This is a genomic window from Streptomyces sp. NPDC107454 (genome assembly GCF_055582885.1).
The window spans coordinates 73,788-96,266 of record NZ_JBVJPA010000015.1 but is presented as its reverse complement, the minus strand read 5'-3'; the positions used below and the strand labels follow the sequence as shown (position 1 = coordinate 96,266).

Genomic DNA, 22,479 nt, shown 5'->3' with positions numbered 1-22,479 from the left:
ACTCGCCCGGACACAGCGGAACTTCAGGAAGGGGCAGGACATGGCTGAGGTCATCGGCCTTGGATACGTGGTCGTCGAGGCACACGATCTCGCCGCCTGGAAGGCGTTCGCCTGCGAGCTGCTCGGCCTGCAGCCGGCCGTGGAGACGCCGGACAGGCTCGTGCTGCGGATGGACGAGAAGGCGTACCGCCTGGACATCCGTCGCGGCGACGCGGAAGGCGTCACGGCGATCGGGTGGGAGGTGAAGGGCCCGCGGGAGCTGGAGGAGATCTCCGAGCTGCTGGAGAGCAACGGCTACTCCGTCAAGCGGGCGGGCGCCGACGCGGTCAAGGAGCGGCAGGTCAGTGGGCTCGTCGAATTCGACGACCCTGCGGGCCAGAGGCTGGAGCTCTTCTGGGGCCTGATGGAGTCGAAGCAGCGCTTCGTCTCGCCCACCGGAGCCCGGTTCGTCACCGGGGCGGGCGGCATGGGCCACCTCTTCCAGTTCGCCACGGACGGCGCGGCCCAGAGCAAGCTGTACCAAGAGCTCCTGGGCTTCAGGCTGAGCGACTTCATCGACTTCGGCCCCGGCCTCAGCGGCACGTTCCTCCACGCCAACCAGCGCCATCACTCGTTCGCGTTCGCCCCGATCCCCGGGCTGACCGGCGTCGGGCACCTGATGTTCGAGGTCGACGATCTCGACCTCATCGGGCGTGCCTGGGACAAGGTCCAGGACGGTGCGGCCCCCATCGCGGCGACCTTCGGCAAGCACACCAACGACGAGATGCTGTCGTTCTACGTGAAGACGCCCTCCGGGTTCCAGGTCGAGTACGGGTACGGCGGCAAGTTGATCGACGACGCGACCTGGGCACCGGCCCGCTACGACTCGGCGAGCTACTGGGGTCACCGGAAGGCCGATCCCGACGAGCCGGATGTGTGAGTCACCCGGCCTGCCTCGGCCGGTCTTTGGCGCCGGCCTGCTGATCATTCCGTACGCATCGCCTGCCTCGACTCCGGGCATGGGCAGTGGTCCGCTCACGCGCGGCCGGAACAACCGCCTGCGAGGCGGCCGTCCCTGGGCCACCGCTCGCTTCCCGGAGCACTCATCGCACTCATCGCGCCGGGCGAAAGCGGATCCACGGCCGCCCGGCCCCTGACCGTCGCCGTCCGCACCGGCGACAAGCGGGTCCGCCCCTTGGCCCGCTTCGGCGGGCTGCCGTTGCCACGACGGCAGCCCGCCGACTTGTCGTCGCTCGACACCGTCCGCGTCACCGGAACCAACGGCGGGCTGCCGGCCTTCATGGTCGACGGCTACCTCCAGGTCGCCAACCAGGACCTGTCCGGCCCGTCATGCCGCAGACGCGGGATCTGGCACGCACATCTGAGGCGAGACGGCGGCGCGCGAAACGTCAGATCCGTCCGGCTTTGGCCGCGTCGCGCTCCACGACAGGGTCGAGGATCGTGTCGATGGCCTTCATGAGCTCGGCGTCCAGCTTGACCCCTGCCGCCTTGACGTTCTCCGCGACCTGTTCGGGTCGGGAGGCGCCGATGATGGCGGCGGAGACGTTGGAGTTCTGCAGGACCCAGGCGACGGCCAGCTGGGCCAGGGACAGCCCGGTCTGCTCGGCGAGCGGCTTGAGGCGCTGGACGCGTTCCAGGACCTCGTCCTGAAGGAACCGGCCGACGAAGCTCGCGCCGCCCTTCTCGTCGGTGGCGCGGCTGCCGGCCGGCAGCGGGGCGCCCGGTGCGTACTTGCCGGTGAGGACGCCCTGCGCGATGGGCGACCAGACGATCTGCCCGATGCCCAGTTCCTCGCAGGTCGGCACGACCTCGTCCTCGATCACACGCCACAGCATCGAGTACTGCGGCTGGCTGGAGACCAGGGGGATGTGCAGCTCCCGGGCGAGCGCGTGACCGTTGCGAATCTGCTCGGGGGTCCACTCGGAGACGCCGATGTACAGGGCTTTGCCGGAGCGGACCACGTCGGCGAACGCCTCCATGGTCTCCTCCAGCGGGACGGAGGCGTCGTAGCGGTGCGCCTGGTACAGGTCGACGTAGTCGGTCTGCAGCCGGCGCAGCGAGTTGTCGATGGACTCCATGATGTGCTTGCGGCCCAGGCCCCGGTCGTTGGGGCCCGGACCGGTCGGGAAGAAGACCTTGGTGAAGATCTCCAGGCCTTCCCGGCGTTCGTCCTTGAGAGCTCGGCCGAGGACGGACTCGGCTCGCGTCTGCGCATAGACGTCGGCGGTGTCGAAGGTGGTGATCCCCGCGTCGAGGGCGGCGCGCACACAGGCGAGTGCGGCGTCCTCCTCGACCTGGGAACCGTGGGTGAGCCAGTTGCCGTACGCGATCTCGCTGATCGTCAGGCCGCTGCAGCCGAGATTTCGGAACTCCATGACGCGACCCTACTTGCGGATACCGGCGAGTCCCTCCACTTCTTGGCGGTGGTCAGGTGGTGAGGATGATCGTCGGCCGGCCCTCGAAGGGGCCCGCGCGCAGGTCCCCCGTCCCTTCGTAGCGGCGTACGTGCTCGGCGACGACGTCGCGAGGGCGCGCCTCGTACTTCCCTGCCTGCGGTCGCATGACGTCCCCTCTGTTGGGCTGCGGAGTACGGGCGTTGCCGGGGCCACGGAGGTCCGTGTGCCGGGCTCGGCCTCAACCGACCGTCGTGCACGGGTGGTCGGCGTCGTTGCGTGCGTGTGTTCTGGCCCGCGGAACGCGCGGCGAGCCGTGATCGGCCGGGCAGCGATCCGCGCGGCGAGGACGATTCCTGCTCCTGCCGGGGGTTTGACGCCACATCGGCAGCGGAGTGGCGACCCGGATCCCTTCGTGCTGCCCGATGCACCGCGTCGGCCGCGGGCCCCGAAGAGTCGTCGCCCCGCGATGTCAGGAGGCCCGTGTGGCCGTCGGCTCGCTCACGGCAGGTTGCGTCTTGGCCGCCGAGTCCGTCCGCGCGGCCCGGCCCGCCTTCCGTTCCTCGGCTTGACACCCCGCCCCGAGCGGGCGTAGATGTCGTACATGTAAATGGTGATTTACATGCTGGGCGTCGGCAAGGGAGGCGACATCAGTGAGCGATTTGTTCGGCGTCCCCGTCGGCGTGCCTGGTTCTGGACCCGCCGGGTCCGCGGCGGCGGGCAGGGCGGGGGTTGCGGACACCTCGGCGGCGAAGGTCCTGGTCCTGCTCGATGCCTTCAGGGGGCCGAAGACCGTTCTTGGCGTGACGGAACTCGCCCAGGCGGTCGGTGTTCCGAAATCGACGGCGCACCGGCTCCTCTCGATCATGGTCGAGGGTGGATTCGTCCGGAAGATCGGTACGCGCTACTGCCTTACCGAGCGTTTGTTCGAGGTCGGTAACCGGGCCGGGTCCAGCGCCATCCGATCCACCGGTCTGCGGCGCCGGGCGATGCCCTACCTGACAGAGCTGTACGCCGGCACCCGCGACACGGTGCACCTGGCGACCCTGAGCGGTACGGACGTGCTCTACCTGGAGAAGCTCTTTGGCCACAACACCGGAAGCTCTCCCACGGCCGTCGGAACGCGACGGCCCGCGCACTCCACCGCGCTGGGCAAGGCCATGCTCGCGTACGCCTCGGACGAACAGGTGGAACGGGTCATGTCGGGTCCGTTCCGACGGTTCACCGCTCGGACCATCCATACGGCGGCCCGACTCGAACAAGAGCTGGAGCGGGTGTGCGGGGACGGCCTCGCGTACGACGAGGGTGAGCTGCAGGACGGACTGCACTGCATTGCCGTGCCGATCCTCGATCCCGAGACCCATACGGCCGTGGCGGCCATCTCCGTCTGTACCTTCCGGCCGCAGAGCCTGAAACGCTACGCACCCCAGCTCATCGGCATGGCCCGCGATCTCTCCCGTGCCGCTGCCTGACCTGTGGCACGAGCGGAACGCGGAGGGCGTGCGCACTCCCGTCGCGCCTGTCCGAAGCAGCGCGGACGCATGGCCCACGACCGATCCGTGGCCGACGACCGGACTTGCCGTGCCGCTGCCTCTCTGTCTGTGCCTCGACGGACATGCTCCCGCCCCGCCCGGTCACGGCCACCCGAAGTGGTGTGAACGCTGTGCCGTCCCGTGGAACTCCACTGTGTTCTCCACCGGGCCCGCTCGCCGACCATCGGGGCATGAAAGAGTCCATCACCCTCTCGGAACCGGTGCTGGAGGAGGCTGCCCAGCGCCTGCTCCACGCCGAAGCGTCCCGGGTGCCCTGTGCGCCCGTGCGGGACCTCATCGGCCCCGATGACCTCCACGCCGCGTACGGCGTCCAGCGCCGTGTCGTCGCGTCGCGGCTCGCTGCAGGCGCGGCCGCGGTCGGCAGGAAGATCGGCCTGACCTCGGAAGCAGTGCAACAGCAACTCGGCGTGGACAAGCCGGACTTCGGCATCCTGCTCGATGACATGGCCTATCTCGGCGGCGACACCGTCCCGATCGGCTCCCTCATGCAGCCACGTGTCGAGGCGGAAGTCGCCTTCGTCCTCGCCGAGGACCTGTCCGAAGGTCCTCTCGACATCGCCCAGGTCCGCAACGCGGTCGACTACGCGGTCGCCGCCCTGGAGATCTGCGGCAGCCGGATCCACGACTGGGACATCAGCTTCGCCGACACGGTGGCGGACAACGCGTCCAGCGGCGCATTCGTCCTGGGACCGCGGCGCATGAGGCTGCATGAGTTCGAGCCCCGCGATGTCGAGATGTCCATGTCGATCGACGGCACGGAAGTGTCGGCCGGGAACGGTGCCGCATGCCTCGGGGATCCGCTCAAGGCGGTCGCCTGGCTCGCCCGTCAGGCCCGCGAGCTCGGCGAGCCGCTCCTCGCCGGCCAGGTGATCCTGTCCGGCGCTCTCGGCCCCATGCGTCCGGTGGCGGCAGGCAACAAGGTGACCGCGAGGATCTCCCCCCTCGGCGCGGTGACCGTGAGTTTCGGCGAAGGAGAGTCGTGAGCGGATCAAAGGTCGCGATCATCGGTTCGGGCAATATCGGCACCGACCTGATGATCAAGGTGATGCGAACGGCCAGGCATCTCCGGATGAGCGTCATGGTGGGCATCGATCCGGAGTCCGACGGCCTTGCGCGGGCCGCACGGCTGGGGTTCGCCACCACGGCCGAAGGCGTCGACGGACTCATTGCCCTGCCCGGGTTCGACGACATCGGCATTGTCTTCGACGCGACATCGGCCAAGGCCCATGAGTACAACGCCGGCAAGCTCGCGCCCTACGGCAAGCAGCTGATCGACCTGACTCCCGCCGCGATCGGCCCCTACGTGATACCGGCGGTCAACCTGGGCGATCACCTCGACGCACCCGACGTGAACATGGTGACCTGCGGCGGTCAGGCGACGATTCCCGTCGTGGCCGCCGTGTCCCGGGTCGTCCCGGTGGCGTATGCCGAGATCGTCGCGTCCATCGCCGCCAAGTCCGCAGGACCCGGAACCCGGGCCAACATCGACGAGTTCACCGAGACCACCTCGGCGGCCATCGTCGAGGTGGGCGGAGCCCGACGAGGTAAGGCGATCATCATCCTGAACCCCGCCGAACCGCCTCTGATCATGCGGGACACGGTCTTCTGTCTCGTCGACGCGCCGCATCCGCGGCAGCACCGGGAGATCCGCGGGTCCATCGAGAAGATGGTCGCGGACGTGGCGGCCTACGTTCCGGGCTACCGGCTCAAGCAGGACGTCCAGATCGCCGAGATCCCCGCCGACCAGCCGGTGCGGACGCTGGTGGAGGACGGCGGCCCCCGGCCCACTCATCAGGTGTCGGTGTTCCTCGAGGTCGAGGGCGCCGCTCACTACTTGCCCGCCTACGCGGGCAACCTCGACATCATGACGTCGGCAGCGCTGCAGGTCGCCGAGCGCATCGCCGCCGGGACGGAGGCCCGATGACCACCTCGATCTTCGTCCAGGACGTGACCCTGCGCGACGGCATGCACGCCGTCCGGCACCGCATCACCCCCAAGGACGTCCAGCGCATCGTCACGGCTCTCGACGACGCCGGCGTCGACGCGATCGAGGTCGCCCACGGCGACGGACTGGCAGGCGGATCGCTCAACTACGGCCCTGGTTCGCACACCGACTGGGAGTGGATCGAGGCCGCCGCCTCCGTGGTGAAGCGGGCCAGGCTGACGACCCTGCTGCTGCCCGGCGTCGGCACGATCCACGAGCTCGAGCGGGCCTGGGACCTGGGGGTGCGTTCCGTCCGGGTGGCCACGCACTGCACCGAGGCCGACATCGCCGCGCAGCACATCGCCTCCGCCCGCGAGATCGGCATGGACGTCTCGGGCTTTCTGATGCTCTCCCACATGGCCCCGCCCGAGGAACTGGCCAGGCAGGCCAAGCTGATGGAGTCCTACGGCGCGCACTGCGTGTACGTCACCGACTCCGGCGGCCGTCTGACCATGAAGGACGTCGAGGCCAGGGTCCGTGCCTACCGGGACGTGCTCGATCCTGCCACCGAGATCGGCATCCACGCCCACGAGAACCTCTCGCTGTCCGTCGCCAACTCGGTCGTCGCCGTCGAGCACGGCGTGTACCGGGTCGACGCCTCGCTCGCGGGCCACGGCGCGGGCGCCGGAAACTGCCCGATCGAGGCGTTCATCGCCGTCGCCGACCTGTCCGGGCTGAAGCACGGCTGCGATCTGTTCAAGCTCCAGGACGCCGCTGACGACCTGGTCAGGCCGCTGCAGGATCGGCCGGTCCGGGTCGACAGGGAGACGCTCACTCTCGGGTACGCCGGTGTCTACTCGTCCTTCCTGCGTCATGCCGAGAACGCCTCGCGTCAGTACGGCGTCGACGTCCGTGACCTCCTGATGGAGTGCGGCCGCCGGGGGCTGGTCGGCGGCCAGGAGGACATGATCATCGACATCGCGCTCACGCTCCTGGCCGAGAACTCCGTAGCTGGTTGACCGTTGGGCCGTTCGACCCAGGCGCGTCAAAGGGCGCCCGTCATCGTCGTCACGGTGGCAGGCGCCCTTTGACGTGCCTTCCGACAGGCCGCTGACCAGCGGCGACACCTCACCCACGACGCCGGGCGGGTACGCGCCGTCGAACTGTTCCACCCCTCTGAACGGGGCTGTTCGTCTTCGGGACTCATTGCCGCAGGCTTCCTTCTGAACGAGTCGCATCGCCTCCAGCAGGAGCGGACATGATTGACCTGAGCACGATGGTCGACCCCGATCGGGGATGGAACGATCCACGGATCTACACGGATCCGCATGTGTACGAACGTGAGTTGGAGTACGTCTTCGGGCGGACCTGGCTGTTCCTCGCGCACGAGTCGCAGCTGCCGAAGCCCGGCAGCTTCATCCAGACGTACATGGCCGAGGACCCGGTTCTGGTGGTCCGGCAGCGGGACGGGTCCGTGAAGGCCTTCCTGAACCAGTGCCGGCACCGTGGGATGCGGATCTGCCGGTCGGACGCGGGCACCAGCAAGACCTTCACCTGCACGTATCACGGGTGGGCCTACGACCTCGAGGGCAACCTGATCAACGTGCCGCTGGAGGAGCGGGCGTACCACAACGAGATCGACAAGAGCCGGTGGGGCGCTCTGAAGGTCCCGCGGATCGCGAACTACCGGGGTTTCTACTTCGGTACGTGGTCGGAGGAGACGCCGGAGTTCGACGAGTACCTCGGCGACATGGCGTTCTACTTCGACGCGGTCGTCGACCGCTTCGACGGCGGCCTGGAGCTGGCTCCGGGGACCACCAAGTGGGTCATCGACTGCAACTGGAAGTTCGCCGGCGAGCAGTTCGCCAGCGACATGTACCACGCGCCGGTGTCGCACGCCTCGGCCATGATCGCACTGACCGACGACCCCAAGGGCGGTGCCGTCTTCAGTAGCCCGGCCATGCCCGGCCGACAGTTCGGCGGCAACGGGCACGGGTCCGGCGGCTTCTTCATGCCGGAGCCCGTCGCACAGTCGGCCCAGATGACACAGCGGACCTACGAGTGGATGAAGAGCAGGGAAGAGGAGACGATCGAACGGCTCGGACTCGACCGGGCGCTGAAGGTGCACAACCACAACACGATCTTCCCGAACTTCTCCTGGCTCGGTTTCGGTCTCTCGACGATGCGGGTCTGGCACCCGCGCGGGCCGGGGCAGATCGAGGTGTGGGCCTGGAGCTACCTGCCCAAGAACGCCCCGGACGAGGTCAAGGCCGAGATGCGGAAGATCACGCAGCGGACGTTCAGTCCGGCGGGGTCGTTCGAGACCGACGACGGCGAGAACTGGACCGAGATCCAGCACGTGCTGCGCGGCTTCAAGGCGCGGCAGAACAAGTTCCACACGGGTATGGGCCTCGGCTACGAGGAGCGTGACGTCCACGGGCTGCCGGGGGAGTCCAACGACGTGTACGCGGAGCACGCGGCGCGCGGTTTCTACCGGCGGTGGAGCGACCTGGTGACCGGGAAGCCGTGGGCGGAGATCCAGGAGTCGGACCGAGCGCGTGAGGCCGCCGGGGCCGCCCTCACGGAGAAGGTGTGAGCGCCATGACGACCATCGACCGCACCGAGACACCCGCCACGGTGTTCCGGGCCACCGACCTGCAGACTCAGCACACCGTCGAGCAGTTCCTCTACGCCGAGGCCGAACTCCTCGACCAGCACCGCTACTTGGAGTGGATCGACCTCTTCACCGAGGACGTCCACTACTGGCTGCCCACGCGCATGACACGCACCCACCGTGAACGCCATCGCGAGATCGCCGGCGAGGACGAGACCGCCCTCATCGACGACGACAAGTACTTCCTCACCGGCCGTGTGCGCCGCTACACCTCCGGCATCTCCTGGTCGGAGGAGCCGCCCTCCCGCACCCGCCGGCTCATCACCAACGTCCGCGTCACTCCCGGCTCGAACTCCGGGGAACTCGACGTCGTCTCCAACTTCTACGTCTACCGCAGCCGCCTGGAACGTCACCAGGACTGGTTCGTCGGCGAGCGCTTCGACAGCCTGCGCCCCGCCGACGCCACCACCGGCTACCCCTACCGGATCGCGTCTCGGAAGATCGTCCTGGAGCAGACCACGCTCCTCGCGCCGAGCCTCAGCATCTTCCTGTGAGCACCATGACCCAGCACATTCTTCTCCAGACCCTGCCCGAACTCCCCGACAGGAATTGGGTGCGTGCCTGCGCGGTGGACGACCTGCCGGAGGACGAAGGCTTCAAGCTCACGACCGTTCCGCCGACCTCCGTCTTCGCGGCGGAGGGCGAGGTCTTCTGCATCGACGACACCTGCACGCACGAGACCTTCTCGCTCGCGGACGGGTGGGTCGAGGGCTGTGTCGTCGAATGCACCTTGCACATGGCCAAGTTCAGCCTCCGCACCGGCGAGGTCGTGTCACCCCCGGCCACCACACCCGTGGCCACCCATCCGGTGTCCTGCGTCGATGGCGTCGTCTTCGTCGCGCTCCCCTCGAACTACCTGGTGAAGGAGGGATGATCGTGGGACGGCTCACCAACGCGTCCGTGGTCGTCACCGGAGCGGGTTCCGGGCTCGGGCGCGCCATCGCCGACCGCTTCACCGCCGAAGGCGCGAGCGTCGTCGCCTTCGACCGGTCGAAGGGGAAACTCGACAAGCTCAAGGCCGAACTCGGCGACTCGGTGATCACCGTGGTGGGTGACGTCACCCGCTACGAGGACAATCTCCGGGCCTGCGAGGCCGCCGTCGACCGGTGGGGAAAGCTCGACACCTTCGTGGGCAACGCGGGGCTGTGGGACTTCGGCCGATCGCTGCCCGACAGCACCCCCGACGAGCTCGCGTCGGGTTTCGACGAGTTGTTCGCGGTGAACGTGAAGGGCTGTCTGCTCGGAGCCAAAGCCGCGCTGCCGGCGCTGAGAGAGTCCCGTGGATCGATCGTGTTCACGCTGTCGAACGCGTCGTTCTACCCACGCGGCGGAGGCCCGCTGTACGTCGCGTCCAAGCACGCCGGAGTCGGTCTGGTCAGGCAACTGGCCTACGAACTTGCCCCCGACGTACGCGTCAACGCGGTCGCGCCGGGCGGCATGGCCACGGACCTGCGCGGACCCGAGTCGATGGGCCTGGCCGCCACCTCCATCGAGGAAGCGGTTCCGATCAGGGACATCATCAGGAACTCCACAGCCCTGCACCTCGACATCCGGCCCGAGGACTACGTGGGTTCATACGTCCTCCTGGCGGCACGCGAGGAGTCCTCCACCGTGACGGGGACCGTCATCGACGTGAGCAGCGTCGGGATTCCCCGACGGCCCACTGCTCCGTGAACCGGCCGGGGCGATCGAACTCCCGGCAACCATCCGACCGTGCGTCACAGGGCCGCCGAAAGGCTCGCGCCTTCGGCGGCCCGCGCGCACCCCGACCGAGAGGGCCACCGTGTCCAAGTCCCACCACGTGATCATCGGAGGAAGCATCGCCGGTGTATCGGCTGCCGTGGCGATGCGCGAGAACGGCTTCGACGGCAGAATCACCGTGGTCGACGCCGAGCCGTTGCTCCCCTACGAGAAGCCGCCCCTGTCGAAGGTGGCGGACACCGAGAAGGCCCTGCGGCCCATTCTCCCCGAGGAGCACTACACGCATCACCGGATCGATCTGCTCCTCGGCACCCCGGTCCAGCGGCTGGACGACGTACGCCGACGGGTCGTCCTGGCCGGTGGCGGAGAACTGCCCGCCGACCGGGTGCTGCTCACCACGGGCGTCTCCGCACGGCGTCTGGGCACGCCGGGAGAGCGGCTGGCGCATGTGCACACGCTGCGCAACGCGGACGACGCACGGCACATCTTCGCCGGCCTGGCCCTGGGCGGGCCGCTGGTCGTGGTCGGTGGAGGGTTCATCGGGCTCGAAGCGGCCGCGGTGGCCCGGACGATGGGCATCGACGTGACGGTCGTCGAGGCGACGGAACTGCCCCTGCTCGGCCCTCTGGGACCGGGGGCCGCCCAGCTCATGACGCAGTTGCACCGAGAGCACGGCGTGCGCGTCATGAGCGGCCGGACCGTGGAGACGTACGTCGGCCGCGACGCCGTGGATGAAGTCGTGCTGACGGGAGGTGAACGGCTGCCCGCCGCCACAGTGATCGTCGGTGTCGGAGTGGTCCCGAACGACGGACTCGCCTTCGCCGCGGGCGCCACCTGTCACGGCGGCGTCGTTGTGGACGAACTCGGCCGCACCGATCACCCCTGGCTCTGGGCAGCCGGCGACGTGGCCAGTCAGGTCCACCCCCGCACGGGTCTCCGCGGGCGGATCGAGCACTGGGACGTCGCCATGCGCCACGGCGCCGCGGTGGGTGCCTCGATGGTCGGCCACCCCACGGTCAACGACGCGGCCCCGTACTTCTGGTCCGACCAGTACGGCAAGTCTCTGCAGATGTTCGGCCGAGGACGTCAGGGGGACCGCATGGTGCTGAGGCAGGGCGCGACACCCGAGCGGTTCCTGGCGTTCTGGCTCCGTGAGGGCCGCCTCGCCGCCGTCGCCGGTCTCGACGAGACGAAGGCGGTCCGCGCCGCGAAGGCGATCCTCGACATGGGGGCAGCGGTGGCGCCCGACGTGCTCACGGACCCGTCCACCGATCTGAGGGCGCTGGCCCGTCGGCTGCCGCGTCCCGCGGCCGTGCCGGCCCGGTAGCCGCCCGTGTCCGGGGAGGGACACCGGTGCGCAGGGCGGCGGGGGGCCCGCGGCCGAGGGCACGGCCTTGAAGCCCTGCGGACAACAACGCCCCGGAAGAGTTCGTTCTGGTCAGCTGCGGAACCGAGGCCGGCAACCGCTCTCCGGGGTGCGGCACTCGTTGACCAGGACACGAACAACGTGTGTGGCAGACTGGAATGTATGAGCTCAGCTGGTCCATCGGAGGGTACGCGACCGGCTCGTTCGAAGCGGCGTGACGTGCAGCGCACCAAGGACTCGGCCGCGACACGCAACGACATCCTGCAAGCGGCATCGCGGCGGTTCGCCGAACGCGGCTACGCCCACGTGACCCTTCAGGAGATCGCCGACGACGCCGGCGTCACCCCGGCCCTCGTCAACCGGTACTTCGTCTCCAAGCGGGCGCTGTTCGAACTGGTGGCCCAGTCCCAGTTCAGCCTTGTGGAACCCGGGACAGAGATCAGCGAATTCGCAAACCGTCTGATGGCCTACTGGCAGGACGCCGACAAAAGGACACCCGCGCTCGCTCTCGTGCGGTCCATCGACCTGGACGGCGGGAAGCTCCTCAGCCGTGAACTGGAAAGAAGGCTGCGCGAGCCCTGGCGCCTGCTCCTGGAAGGCGACGATGAGGCGGAGGCGAAGATGCGCCTGCTCGAGTCGATCACCATGGGGCTCGGCCTCTTCGGGTTCGGCACGCTCATGGGCGAGGAAGGGGCAGCCGGCCTTTCTCCCGACGTCGCCGCAGCGATGGAGCGTCGGATCATGCGGATGATCGAGGCGTGCCTGGGCGACTGACGGCGCCCGCGCTTCTTGCGTCCGTACGGGGCCGGCCGTTCCGCGCCGGTCTTCAGAATACGGCCGTTCGATTCACCCTTCGTGCCCTCTCGGTCCGCCGCTGAGAGCGCCTGGCGGACTGTGAACCGCCTGCTTCTGTGCCACCGGCAGGGCGAGGACGACCCTCGCAGTGTGAGCGGTTGACGCGGCTCGCGCTCCTTTGCGGCGCCTCGTTCGACAGGGGAAGCAATGACCAAGAGCTGTGGATGAGTTGACGCGCGGTTCAGCGGTTGCCCAGTTGTTCGAGGCTCGCTCTGCCGGTGTCGCGGATCCGCTTTGTGCGACCCCTTTCGGCGAGGATCTGGAGCGCTTCGGTACGAAACCACTCCTGAAGGCGCCGAGCCAGGAACGGGTGGCGCACCGCGGACCGGACCATCGTCCGGCCCGGATCCGTGAGTGACCTGGGTCCGCAACTTGACGGTGAAGAACGTGGACTCGATCGCAGAGGACCGCGCGCACGCCGAGCAGCGCTGATGGCGGGCGGCGGGAAACATCTCGGCCAGGGCCTTCCACGGGCCCATCGCGCCGTCACCGACCACCAACTCGGGGTTGCGCATGCCGCGTCGGCGGCAGTCGAGCAGCAGGCCGGCCCACGACTCGGTGGACGTCCGTCCTGGAAAGCGGCATGGCCGTCACTTCACTGCCTGGTCAGCCGGGTCACGGTCGCCGCCGGCAGGCCGGCCGTGCCGACGGGGAACTGCTCCAGCGCGGCGGCGAGCATCCGTCGAGCGCCCTCCCGCACGATCTCGTCGATCAGGGAGCCGGACTCGGTGGAACCGTCGGTGTTGGCCACGCTGAAAACGGGCGTGCCTTCTCGACCCGGCTCCGTGTTGATCGCGTCGTGCAGTTCAGCCGGGCGGCCCATCGCCCCATCTGCTTCGACCTTGACGAGCCATGGTTCGCGATCCTTCGCCGTCCGGTGGCTGCACCCAGCGGCGCGGTTCAGCCCACCGGAACGCCGAGCTGCTACGAGTCCGGAACTACTCCTCGCCCCAACCCACCTCGGCGAGGCCGCTCCGAAGGGTTTCGATGTCGGTGTAGAACTCGGGCCGCGGCTCGGGGAACCCGTCGGCGGGCTCCTCGACGTAGCGCGGATCGACCGGCCGCCGCAGCGAGACGCCGGCCGTCCGCGCGGTGTCCCACGAGACCTTCCCGTCGCGGAAGAACTCCAGGAATGTCTGGTTGAACAGCTCCGGCCGGTCGGTCTGACCCTGGTGACCGGTGTGATCCGGGTAGAAGAACTGGATGTTCGGGACGTGGTCCTCCTGGCTGAAGCCGTTTTCGACCGGAAGCAGCACGTCGCTCATCCCGTAGAGATAGATCATCGGAACCGTCAGACGCGTGATGCGGTCCTTCGTGGAGATGATCTGCATCATGTTCGGATCGTTGGTCGAGAGGCCGGCGGGGAACAGTGGAGGCAACCCGGCCTGCTCCCGGGCTTCGCGTTGAGCCAGTGCCGCCCGAACGCGCATCTCCACCACTTCCGGCCACACGGCTTCGGGCTTGTAGATGATGCCGTCCATGAGGTCCTTCATCCCCTGGTGCGTGCCGTCGAACTTCGGCATCGTGTAGTCGGGGTTGGGGGTGAACCGCCCCTCCTTCGGGCTGAAGCGTTCTTCGCACACGTTGCCCAGGAAGCCGGCGATGAAGGCGACGCTCGAAACGCGCTCGGGGTGATTCACCAGGAAATGCGCGGCGACGACGCATCCCATGGAGTTGCCGCTGAGGTGGAACCGGTCAAGGCACAAGGCATCCGCGAACATCTTCACGAAGTCGATCTGAGCCTTGGGGCCCGCATCCAGATACTCCGGCTTGCTGGTGTCCGCCAGCCCGAAGCCCGGGCGGTCGGGGCAGTACACACGGAATCCGTTGGCCCCGAGGAATGGTGCCATCCAGCGCCAGCCGGCGGATCCTGACGACCCCTCGATGCCGCCGTGCAGGAGGATGACCGCGGGGCCCTTGTCGCCGCACGTCACGTAGTGGGCTCGGCTGCCGTCGGCCAGTCGAACCCAGCGGCTCGCCAGTCCGGGAAGGTCGATGATGCCCTCATCGGTGAGATCTGGTCCGACGGAGACGTCGTTCGCCATGTTCGGTTCTCGTTTCTTGTAGATGTGCGGAGACGGAGCCCGTCGTCGAGGAAGGTCGCATCAACACTGGCCAACCGCCGAGAGCCGAGGCTTCCCGGTCAGGTTTGTCGCGGCTGGACGGCGAAGGGAGCGAAGGCAGCGAAGGCAGCGAAGGCAGCGAAGAGACTGTCGCGCCTGATGAGGTCACTGTTGGGGGCGCAAGGGCTGCGCTTCGTGGCCGTGACCCGCAGACCCTCCGTCGTACGGCTGATGCCGGGCGACGAAACAGCGGGCGTCTCCATCCTCATGAGGACGACTATTGGTGCTGAGGCGACGGCGCCCCAGGGTGGAGTTCCACCCTCCGGAACAAAGGTGTTCGGCAGTTCGGTCAAGCGCGAGCCATCGGCTTCGGCTGGAGGACGAGGAGCATCAGTCCTGGTCCGGTCTTGGCCGGCAGGTCGAGTCCCACATAGCGGCGGGCCTCGGTCTATTCGTCGTTCTGAGGCTTCTGTGATCTTTCCTGGCGGCCCGAGAGTGCGGGGTCGCACCGTTGTTGACCGCGGTTGACCGGTCTTACGGGCACGCTATGGGCACGCCGCGGACTCGGAGGCGTGCGGGAATCCTTTCTCGGAGGTTGACGGCCGACCGGGCCCTGGAAGCGAGCGCGGGCTGGAAGGAATCGATTGCGGGAGCACACGGACGTGGATTCAGTGGCGGCCGCTCGGCCAGAGCCGACCAGCAGGATCGCGCGCATGTCGGTCTCGGCCGGGTCGAGACCGGCGAGTCACGGAAAGACCGCGTACCCGCCGCACCCCGGGTCCACGCCCGGCACATCACCCCTCCGTAAGGGGACGGCCCATGGTGTGGGTGAGCGGGCGCGACGGTCACATCCAGTGGTCGGGGCCCGGGTCGCGGCCTTCGGCTCGTACGGCGAGGCGCTGCACGTAGTGATTCCAGCCTTCCTCATGGGCGGCGCACGCCTCGGGCGAGGGCAGGCCGCGGTGGACCAGGCGCAGCAGGGTGCCGTCCGAGGTGGGCTGCAGGGTGATCACCACGGTGGTCGAGCCGGGTGGCACGGGCATTCCGCCCTCGGCCCAGCCCCAGGTGAACACCAGTCGCTTGTGCGGGTCCACCTCGACGAACCGGCCTTCGGCCACGTTCTCGCCGGTGACGTGGGTACGGTACGCACCGCCGGGCGCGAACACGAACTCACCCTCCCGGCCCATCCAGGACAGCCACTTGTCCCGGTCGGTGAAGAAGGAGAACACGATCTCGGGGCGGGCGGCGATGTGCCGCTCGACCGTGACCACGGCGTCGCCGCTCACGCTCATGCGTCCGTTCCCTCCGCACGCTCGGCGGCCTCGGCCAGTTCGGCGAGGGCGTCGAGCTTGGTGGCCCACATGGACTGCAGGTAGTCGGCCAGGGGGCCCATGCCCTCGTGGTCCGCTCGGTAGAACCGCTTCTTGCCGTCCTGGCGCAGCGTAACCAGGCCGGAGTCCCTGAGCACCTTGAGGTGCTGGGAGACCGCGCCGAAGGTGACGTCGAACCGCTCGGCGATCTCACCCGCCGACAGCTCCGAGTCCCAGACCAGCCGCAGAATCTCGCGCCGCCTGGGCTCGGCGACCGCCCGTACCGCATCCATACAACTCATTTTAGCGCCCACTGCAATTTGCCAAGTCACCCAGAGTCATTTTAGTGTGAGCTAAAGCGAAGGGTTCGGCGCGCCGCCGAACCCCCGACGAGAAGGACGTCACCATGCCCGACATCGCCCTGCAGATCCGTATCGCCGCCGACCCGGAGACCGTGTACCGCGCCGTCTCCACCCCCGAAGGCGTCGTCGGCTGGTTCACCACCGGAGCCGAGATCGGCGAGGGCGTCGGCGCCCTGCACCGGCTGTCGTTCCCCGGCGCACCGATGACCTGGGACTTCCGCATCGACGATGCCGCGGCGGGCAAGCGCCTGGCACAGACCGTGGTCGCGGGACCGCCGCAGTGGATCGACACCGAGATCGTCTACGCCCTGGAGGCCCATCCCGAGGGCGGCACGGTGGTCCGGTTCGACCACATGGGGTTCGCCGGGATCGACGACATGTTCCGCGAGGTCACGATGGGCTGGGCGGGCATGTTCGGCCGCCTGAAGGAGTACGTGGAGACCGGCACCCCGGTCCCGTACTTCACCCTCTGAGCCCCGCCCCGTTCGCCCCCGCCTCGTTCGCCCCCGCCCCGTTCGCCCCCGCCCCGTTCTTCCCGCACACGCAAGGAGCAGCACAATGTCCGAGATCACCCTCCGGACCGACATCGACGCCGACCGCACCAAGGTGTACGAGGCGCTGAACACCCACGACGGCCTCACCGGCTGGTGGACCACCGGCGTGAACCGCGAGGGCGAGGTCCTCCTCTTCGACTTCCCGGAGATCCCCGAGCCCTTCCGGCTCCGCCGGGACCGCGCGGACAAGGAGGAGATCGTGTGGACGTCGATCGGCGCCTTCCCGCCCCACTGGTCCGGCACCGTCATCACCTGGCAGCTGACCGACACCCCCGACGGGACTGGCACCCAGGTGGACTTCCGGCACGCAGGATTCGCCGCCGACGACCCCGACCTCCCGCACACGGACGACACCTGGAGCGGGCTCATGACGCGGCTCAAGCAGTACGCCGAGACGGGCACGGCGCAGCCCTTCTTCACCCTCTGAGCGGGGACGGGTCATGTCGATCGACGTGACGGCCGAGAGGCCGATCCCGCTTCCGCCCGGCCAGGTGGCGGCCTACGCCATGGACTGGCGCCACGATGCCGAGTGGACCCAGGGCATCCGCGAGGCGGCCCTGACCCGGGAGGCGGACGGCGGCGGGTTCGGCGTCGGGGCGGAGGTGACCCGTACGGCGTACTTCCTCGGCAAGCGCATCGACTACGTGCTCCGCGTCGCCGCCCACGAACCAGGGCGGCTGCTGGACATGGTGTCCGTCGCCGGACCGATACCGATGCACGTCACCTACACCTTCGGCCCCCATCCGAAAGGCACGCTCGCGCGCATCCGCGTACAGGGCGACTCCAGCCGGTACTACCGGTTGGCCGCGCCTCTCATGAGGAGGAAGGTCCGCTCTTCCCTCGGCAAGGACCTGCGCGACCTCGAACGCAGGCTGCAAGCCCAGGAATGACCCGACCCCCTCGCTCCTGACGACCCGAGGTCTGTGATGGCGTATGGCATACGACGAAGGGCCGGCGGAACGGATCCGCGCCCGGCTGGGCGCCGATCCGGCGATGAGTGAGAAACGCATGTTCGGCGGCCTGGCGTTCCTGCACTACGGGAACATGGCGGTGGGAGTGATCGGGGACGAGCTGATGGTCCGGGTCGGGCCCGACGCCGCCTTGGCCCGGCCCGGCACGCGGGCCTTCGACCTCACCGGCCGCCCATGCGCGGCTGGGTCGTCGTCGCCGCGTCCGTGCTCCCCGAGGACCGCTCCCTCCACGCCTGGATCGAGCAGGGGCAGACCTTCGCAGCGGGCCAGCCGCCCCAATGACCCGCGACGGCGTGCCGTCCGAGGAGTCGCGGAGACCTGTGATGCGGTGGCCGTTCGGGAAGCCCGTCCTGGGCAGTCCGCTGCAGATCCCGCTGCTGGCCTGTTCGTTCGCGCTCGCCGGGTACGCCGGGGTGCGGCTGCTCGCGGGGGGACTGGTTCGGGGTGGCGCCGTGGTTCGTGGGGGTGGCGCTCCTGCACGATCTGGTACTGGTGCCCTTGTACGCGGGGGCGGACCGGGCCCTCACGCGAGGGTTGGACGCGGTCGGCCAACGGAATGGGACGCGGGCTGTCGTCCGGACGCCCCGAACCCCGACTATCGCTGATTCGTCCGGGTCACAGGCTCTGGGCGGGCCAGTTCAGCAGTCGGGCGCCGATGACCGCGGTCTGGAGTGTGTAGCGGTGGGCCGGGTCGGCGGGGTTGGCGCCGGTGAGTTTGTGGATGCGTTCCAGGCGGTAGGTCAGGGCGCGCACGCTCAGGGAGAGACGGCGGGCCGCTTCGGCCGCCACACAGCCGCAGTCGAAGTACGCCGTGAGGGTGTCCAGGAGGACTTGGGCACCGCCGCGGGCGGTGGTGAGCGGGCCTAGGGCGTCGAGGACGAGGTCGGCCATCGCCTGGCGGTCCCGGGTGAGGACGGGGTAGACGAGCAGGTCGGCGGCGCGCAGTACCGGGTCGTCGAGTTCGAGGCGTTCGGCGAGTTCGAGGGTGTTCAGTGCCTCTTCGTAGGACTGGACGACTCCGCCGGGGCCGGTCTGGGGGCGGCCGATGGCGACACGTCCGCCGTCCGTGGCCGCGTACGCCTGTTTGGCGAAGTAGGTGAGGACGTCGTCCTGGTCGCCGGGCGCGACGCACAGCATCCGGCCGTCCTTGGTGGTGAGCAGGATGCTCCGGTCGCCGAACCGTGCGATGAGGGACTGTTCCACCTGTCGTGGCACCGCGGCGCCTTCGTCGTAGGCCGTCGTGCCCTGCGCGACGGCGACGACGTGCGCGTGGGAGAGGCGCAGTCCGAAGCGCTCGGCGCGCTCGGCGAGGCGGCCCAGGTCGCTGCGGCCGTAGAGGAGGTCGTCGATGAACTCGCGGCGCGCCGCCTCCTCTTTCCGTACGGCGAGGAACTGTGCTCGTTCGAAGCCCTCGGCGAAGGCGTCGATGACCTGTTGGATCGCGGCAAGTGTGCTGTCGACGGAACCGGGCGTCGTGGGCCAGGCGGCGCGTGCGGCGGACAGGTGGGCGCTGACGAGGGCGCGCAGGCCGTGACCGGCGTCGGCGGCCTGTTCGCCAAGGGTGCGGCGTGACTCGATCTCGTCGCGGGTGAGGCGGCGGCCGGTGGCCGAGACGTCGGCCAGTATCCGGGCATAGCCTTCCAGATACTGCTCAGGTATCTCCCGCTCCGTCACGTCGTCCCCCGGTTTCTTGACGGCCCGGTGACGACTTCTTAGCGGCGACCGGCATGCAGACCTTAGTGAACACTGCCGGGAACCGGCAATGCGCTGGCCGGTACCTGACATGCACGATGTGCGCAGGGGAGCACGGCGGATGGTCTCGGTGCCGGACGCCTGCCGGTGTCCGGCACCGAGGGCCGGAGGGGAGCCGTGCACCCACCGGAACAAGCCGGCAGCACAACAGGACGAGCGGGGGGCAGGAGCATGTGGTCGTTTCTCGTGGCCGTCAGCGGGTTTCCCACCATCCTGTTCACGGCCGCGCTCGTCGTGGTCGTCGGCTTCTGGCTGTTGGTCGCGGTCGGAGCGGCGGAGTCTCACGGCTTCGACGGCCACGTGCACTTCGACGCCTGGGGGATGGGCGGGGTCCCGGTCACGGTCGTCTTCTCCCTGGTGACCGCGATCGGCTGGTTCCTGAGTCTGAGCGCGACCGTCCTGCTCGATCCCCTGGTGCCCTCCGGGCTGGTCCGCGGGCCGGCCGGGCTGGTGGTCCTGGCGGGGGCACTGCTGATCGCCTGGCGTGTGACCCGTCTGCTCGTACGGCCGTTGCGCCACCTCTTCCCCGATGAACCGGGCCCGTCCCGGCTGGACTTCGTGGGACTCACCTGCACCATCCGCACGGGGCGGGTGGACGCCGGGTTCGGGCAGGCCGAGGTCGCGGCGAAGGACGGCTCCACAGCGGTGGTGCAGGTGCGCCAGACCGCGGAGGAGGCCCTCACCAGCGGCAGTACCGGCCTGCTGTACGCCTACGACGAGGTGGGCGAGTTCTTCTGGGTCGCGCCGTACGACACGGCGCTCGACCCGCGGGGCCACGGCACGTGAGCCGACCGTGCCCGCTCCGCCTCTTCTCACCCGCCTGAAGTTCCTTACGCCTCAAGGACGTTTGCCATGGATGTCATCTCCTTGGGCATCGGCGTGCTCGTCGCCGTTGTCCTCCTCATCGCGATCACCATGCTGTTGGTGGTCGGCCGGCTGTTCCGCAAGGTGGAGCAGGGACGGGCGCTGATCATCTCCAAGACGAAGAAGGTGGATGTCACCTTCACCGGCGCCGTGGTGCTGCCGGTGCTGCACAAGGCCGAGTACATGGACATCTCGGTGAAGACCATCGAGATCCGCCGTACCGGCCGCGAGGGTCTGATCTGCCAGGACAACATCCGCGCCGACATCCACATCAGCTTCTTCGTCAGGGTCAACAAGACGGTCGAGGACGTCATCAAGGTCGCGCAGGCCATCGGCACCGAGACCGCGAGCGACGCGGCGGCGATCCAGGACTTCTTCGCGGCGAAGTTCTCCGAGGCCCTCAAGACGGTCGGCAAGCAGCTGGACTTCGTCGACCTGTACACCAAGCGCGAGGAGTTCCGGGACCGGATCATCCAGGTCATCGGCACCGACCTCAACGGCTACCACCTCGACGACGCGGCCATCGACTTCCTCGAGCAGACGCCGATGACGCAGCTCGACAACCAGAACATCCTCGACGCCCAGGGCATCCGCAAGATCACCGAACTGACGACGATCGAGCACGTCCGCACGAACGAGTTCCAGCGCACCGAGCAGAAGGAGATCACCCGGCAGAACGTCGACGCCCGGGAGACCATCCTGGAGCTGGAGCGCCGGCAGGCCGAGGCCGAGATCAAGCAGCGGCGCGAGGTCGAGACCCTCCGCGCCCGCGAGGAGGCCGCGACCGCGAAGGTACAGGAGGAGGAGCGGCTCGGCTCGCAGGGCGCGTTCATCCGCACCGAGGAGCAGCTCGGCATCCAGCGCGAGAACCAGGCCCGCGAGATCACCGTCGCGCAGAAGAACCGCGAGCGGGTCATCGCCGTCGAGAACGAGCGCATCGAGAAGGACCGGCTGCTGGAGGTCATCGCCCGGGAACGGGAGACGAGCCTCACCCGTATCGCCGCCGACAAGGAGGTCGAGGCCGAGAAGCGGGAGATCGCCGAGGTCATCCGGGAGCGGGTCGCGGTGGACCGTACGGTCGCCGAGCAGGAGGAGTCCATCAAGAAGCTGCGGGCCGTGGAGGAAGCCGAGCGCGGACGGCAGACCGTGATCATCGCCGCCGAGGCGCAGGCCCAGGAGAAGCTGGTCAAGGACATCAAGGCGGCCGAGGCGGCGGAGACCGCGGCCAAGCACCGCGCCGCCGAGCAACTGACGCTTGCCGACGCCCGGTTGAAGTCGGCCGACCTCGACGCGCGGGCCAAACTGCGGCTCGCCGAGGGCATCCAGGCCGAGTCCGCCGCCGCGGGTCTCGCCGACGTGCAGGTCCGCGACAAGGCGGCCGAGGTCACCGAGAAGGCCGGCCGTGCCGAAGCCGTGGCCACCGAGGCGCGGCTGCGTGCCGAGGCGGAGGGCACCGAGGCCCGGCTGCGCGCCGAGGCCGAGGGCTCGCGGGCCAAGGCGCTCGCCGAGGCCACCGGTATCGGCGAGAAGCTCAAGGCCGAGGCGGAGGGCCTCAGCCAGAAGGCCGTCGCGATGGCGGCGTTGGACGACGCGTCCCGCGGCCACGAGGAGTACCGGCTGCGGATCCAGGCCGAGAAGGAGATCCGGCTGGCCGGACTCGAAGTCCAGCGGCAGGTCGCCGAGGCGCAGGCCACGGTGCTCGCCACCGGCCTGGAGAACGCCGACATCAACATCGTCGGCGGCGAGTCGGTCTTCTTCGACCGCCTCGTCTCCTCGATCGCACTCGGCAAGGGCGTGGACGGTTTCATGCGGCACTCCGAGACCGCGCAGGCGCTGGCGAAGCCGTGGCTGGACGGCACGTCGAGCTTCACCGACGACCTGAGCCGGATCCTCTCCTCGGTGTCCACGGCCGACGTGCAGAACCTGACGGTCTCCGCACTGCTGACGAAGCTGATGAAGACGGGCGGCGCCGGCGCCGGGCAGGTGCAGCAACTGCTCGACAAGGCCGGTGAGTTGGGTCTCTCCGACATGCCACTCGCCGCCCTGAACGGCAGCGCCGGAGTCTGAGCCCCAAGCCAGGTCCGGAGCCGCCGAACAGGGGACGGCGGCTCCGGACCTCATGTCCCGCCTTCCTGAA

Annotated in this window: 23 protein-coding genes and 3 pseudogenes; 18 read left to right on the top strand and 8 right to left on the bottom strand. The window is 68.9% G+C overall.

Features of this window, described 5'->3' with window-relative positions; translation table 11 throughout:
• The first annotated feature begins 40 nt into the window (after nt 1–40).
• Nucleotides 41–919: a VOC family protein gene (locus tag ACZ69M_RS35205; protein WP_470056372.1), complete on the top strand. Its 879-nt coding sequence runs from the start codon at nt 41–43 to the stop codon at nt 917–919.
• Between the two features lie 469 nt (nt 920–1,388).
• Here the strand turns inward: ACZ69M_RS35205 and ACZ69M_RS35200 are convergent, their stop codons facing one another.
• Together ACZ69M_RS35200 and ACZ69M_RS35195 are read right to left on the bottom strand one after the other, a co-directional pair.
• Nucleotides 1,389–2,375, bottom strand: a complete 987-nt coding sequence (locus ACZ69M_RS35200; RefSeq protein ID WP_470056370.1) for an aldo/keto reductase family protein — start codon at nt 2,373–2,375, stop codon at nt 1,389–1,391.
• A 52-nt stretch (nt 2,376–2,427) separates the two neighbouring features.
• A complete protein-coding gene (locus tag ACZ69M_RS35195; RefSeq protein WP_470056368.1) occupies nt 2,428–2,562 on the bottom strand; it encodes a hypothetical protein in 135 nt (44 codons plus the stop codon).
• 484 nt (nt 2,563–3,046) lie between these two features.
• Between ACZ69M_RS35195 and ACZ69M_RS35190 the strand changes: the two genes are divergently transcribed.
• The 10 genes from ACZ69M_RS35190 to ACZ69M_RS35145 all read left to right on the top strand — a co-directional run bounded on the left by ACZ69M_RS35190 (nt 3,047) and on the right by ACZ69M_RS35145 (nt 12,385).
• Complete coding sequence (locus ACZ69M_RS35190; protein WP_470056366.1) at nt 3,047–3,865, top strand: IclR family transcriptional regulator; 819 nt, start codon at nt 3,047–3,049, stop codon at nt 3,863–3,865.
• A gap of 251 nt (nt 3,866–4,116) precedes the next feature.
• The gene (locus ACZ69M_RS35185; protein ID WP_470056364.1) at nt 4,117–4,929 is read left to right on the top strand and encodes a 2-keto-4-pentenoate hydratase; all 813 of its coding nucleotides are present in this window, start codon (nt 4,117–4,119) and stop codon (nt 4,927–4,929) included.
• Complete coding sequence (locus ACZ69M_RS35180; protein WP_470056362.1) at nt 4,926–5,870, top strand: acetaldehyde dehydrogenase (acetylating); 945 nt, start codon at nt 4,926–4,928, stop codon at nt 5,868–5,870. Before ACZ69M_RS35185 ends, ACZ69M_RS35180 begins: the two co-directional genes overlap by 4 nt.
• Complete coding sequence (gene dmpG / locus ACZ69M_RS35175; RefSeq protein WP_470056360.1) at nt 5,867–6,889, top strand: 4-hydroxy-2-oxovalerate aldolase; 1,023 nt, start codon at nt 5,867–5,869, stop codon at nt 6,887–6,889. Before ACZ69M_RS35180 ends, dmpG begins: the two co-directional genes overlap by 4 nt.
• 239 nt (nt 6,890–7,128) lie before the next feature.
• Nucleotides 7,129–8,466, top strand: a complete 1,338-nt coding sequence (locus ACZ69M_RS35170; RefSeq protein ID WP_470056358.1) for an aromatic ring-hydroxylating dioxygenase subunit alpha — start codon at nt 7,129–7,131, stop codon at nt 8,464–8,466.
• A 5-nt stretch (nt 8,467–8,471) separates the two neighbouring features.
• Nucleotides 8,472–9,038, top strand: coding sequence for an aromatic-ring-hydroxylating dioxygenase subunit beta (locus ACZ69M_RS35165; protein WP_470056356.1), 567 nt, complete (start codon nt 8,472–8,474; stop codon nt 9,036–9,038).
• Between the two features lie 5 nt (nt 9,039–9,043).
• Nucleotides 9,044–9,418, top strand: a complete 375-nt coding sequence (locus tag ACZ69M_RS35160; RefSeq protein ID WP_470056657.1) for a bifunctional 3-phenylpropionate/cinnamic acid dioxygenase ferredoxin subunit — start codon at nt 9,044–9,046, stop codon at nt 9,416–9,418.
• A 2-nt stretch (nt 9,419–9,420) separates the two neighbouring features.
• Nucleotides 9,421–10,218 (top strand): 3-(cis-5,6-dihydroxycyclohexa-1,3-dien-1-yl)propanoate dehydrogenase, encoded by a 798-nt coding sequence (hcaB, locus tag ACZ69M_RS35155; RefSeq protein WP_470056354.1) that lies wholly within the window; start codon nt 9,421–9,423, stop codon nt 10,216–10,218.
• 109 nt (nt 10,219–10,327) lie between these two features.
• Complete coding sequence (locus ACZ69M_RS35150) at nt 10,328–11,572, top strand: NAD(P)/FAD-dependent oxidoreductase (protein WP_470056352.1); 1,245 nt, start codon at nt 10,328–10,330, stop codon at nt 11,570–11,572.
• 258 nt (nt 11,573–11,830) lie between these two features.
• The gene (locus tag ACZ69M_RS35145) at nt 11,831–12,385 is read left to right on the top strand and encodes a TetR/AcrR family transcriptional regulator (RefSeq protein ID WP_470056350.1); all 555 of its coding nucleotides are present in this window, start codon (nt 11,831–11,833) and stop codon (nt 12,383–12,385) included.
• A 503-nt stretch (nt 12,386–12,888) separates the two neighbouring features.
• Here ACZ69M_RS35145 and ACZ69M_RS35140 read toward each other — a convergent pair.
• From ACZ69M_RS35140 to ACZ69M_RS35120, 5 genes and pseudogenes are all read right to left on the bottom strand, one after another.
• A pseudogene (locus ACZ69M_RS35140) lies at nt 12,889–13,035 on the bottom strand (transposase); the annotation flags it as partial.
• A 26-nt stretch (nt 13,036–13,061) separates the two neighbouring features.
• Nucleotides 13,062–13,289 carry a hypothetical protein gene (locus ACZ69M_RS35135; RefSeq protein ID WP_470056348.1) on the bottom strand — a complete coding sequence of 76 codons (228 nt, stop codon included), beginning with the start codon at nt 13,287–13,289 and terminating at the stop codon, nt 13,062–13,064.
• A 115-nt stretch (nt 13,290–13,404) separates the two neighbouring features.
• Nucleotides 13,405–14,511 carry an alpha/beta fold hydrolase gene (locus ACZ69M_RS35130; RefSeq protein ID WP_470056346.1) on the bottom strand — a complete coding sequence of 369 codons (1,107 nt, stop codon included), beginning with the start codon at nt 14,509–14,511 and terminating at the stop codon, nt 13,405–13,407.
• Nucleotides 14,512–15,374: 863 nt separating this feature from the next.
• Nucleotides 15,375–15,821, bottom strand: coding sequence for an SRPBCC family protein (locus ACZ69M_RS35125; RefSeq protein WP_470056344.1), 447 nt, complete (start codon nt 15,819–15,821; stop codon nt 15,375–15,377).
• On the bottom strand, nt 15,818–16,132 hold the full coding sequence (locus tag ACZ69M_RS35120; RefSeq protein ID WP_470056342.1) for an ArsR/SmtB family transcription factor: 315 nt from the start codon (nt 16,130–16,132) through the stop codon (nt 15,818–15,820). Before ACZ69M_RS35120 ends, ACZ69M_RS35125 begins: the two co-directional genes overlap by 4 nt.
• A 113-nt stretch (nt 16,133–16,245) precedes the next feature.
• Here ACZ69M_RS35120 and ACZ69M_RS35115 point away from each other — a divergent pair, with 113 nt between their 5' ends.
• The 5 genes and pseudogenes from ACZ69M_RS35115 to ACZ69M_RS35095 all read left to right on the top strand — a co-directional run.
• Nucleotides 16,246–16,674, top strand: coding sequence for an SRPBCC family protein (locus ACZ69M_RS35115; protein ID WP_470056340.1), 429 nt, complete (start codon nt 16,246–16,248; stop codon nt 16,672–16,674).
• 85 nt (nt 16,675–16,759) lie between these two features.
• Complete coding sequence (locus ACZ69M_RS35110; protein WP_470056338.1) at nt 16,760–17,182, top strand: SRPBCC family protein; 423 nt, start codon at nt 16,760–16,762, stop codon at nt 17,180–17,182.
• A gap of 13 nt (nt 17,183–17,195) precedes the next feature.
• Nucleotides 17,196–17,645 (top strand): SRPBCC family protein, encoded by a 450-nt coding sequence (locus ACZ69M_RS35105; RefSeq protein ID WP_470056336.1) that lies wholly within the window; start codon nt 17,196–17,198, stop codon nt 17,643–17,645.
• 43 nt (nt 17,646–17,688) lie between these two features.
• Nucleotides 17,689–17,805, top strand: a pseudogene (locus ACZ69M_RS35100) (TfoX/Sxy family protein); the annotation flags it as partial.
• Nucleotides 17,806–18,049: 244 nt separating this feature from the next.
• A pseudogene (locus ACZ69M_RS35095) lies at nt 18,050–18,311 on the top strand (hypothetical protein); the annotation flags it as partial.
• A gap of 30 nt (nt 18,312–18,341) precedes the next feature.
• Here ACZ69M_RS35095 and ACZ69M_RS35090 read toward each other — a convergent pair.
• Nucleotides 18,342–19,400, bottom strand: a complete 1,059-nt coding sequence (locus tag ACZ69M_RS35090; protein WP_470056334.1) for a PucR family transcriptional regulator — start codon at nt 19,398–19,400, stop codon at nt 18,342–18,344.
• A 249-nt stretch (nt 19,401–19,649) separates the two neighbouring features.
• Between ACZ69M_RS35090 and ACZ69M_RS35085 the strand changes: the two genes are divergently transcribed.
• Both ACZ69M_RS35085 and ACZ69M_RS35080 read left to right on the top strand, forming a co-directional pair.
• Nucleotides 19,650–20,264 carry a hypothetical protein gene (locus ACZ69M_RS35085; RefSeq protein WP_470056332.1) on the top strand — a complete coding sequence of 205 codons (615 nt, stop codon included), beginning with the start codon at nt 19,650–19,652 and terminating at the stop codon, nt 20,262–20,264.
• Between the two features lie 66 nt (nt 20,265–20,330).
• On the top strand, nt 20,331–22,409 hold the full coding sequence (locus tag ACZ69M_RS35080; protein WP_470056330.1) for a flotillin family protein: 2,079 nt from the start codon (nt 20,331–20,333) through the stop codon (nt 22,407–22,409).
• The last annotated feature ends 70 nt before the right edge of the window (nt 22,410–22,479 follow it).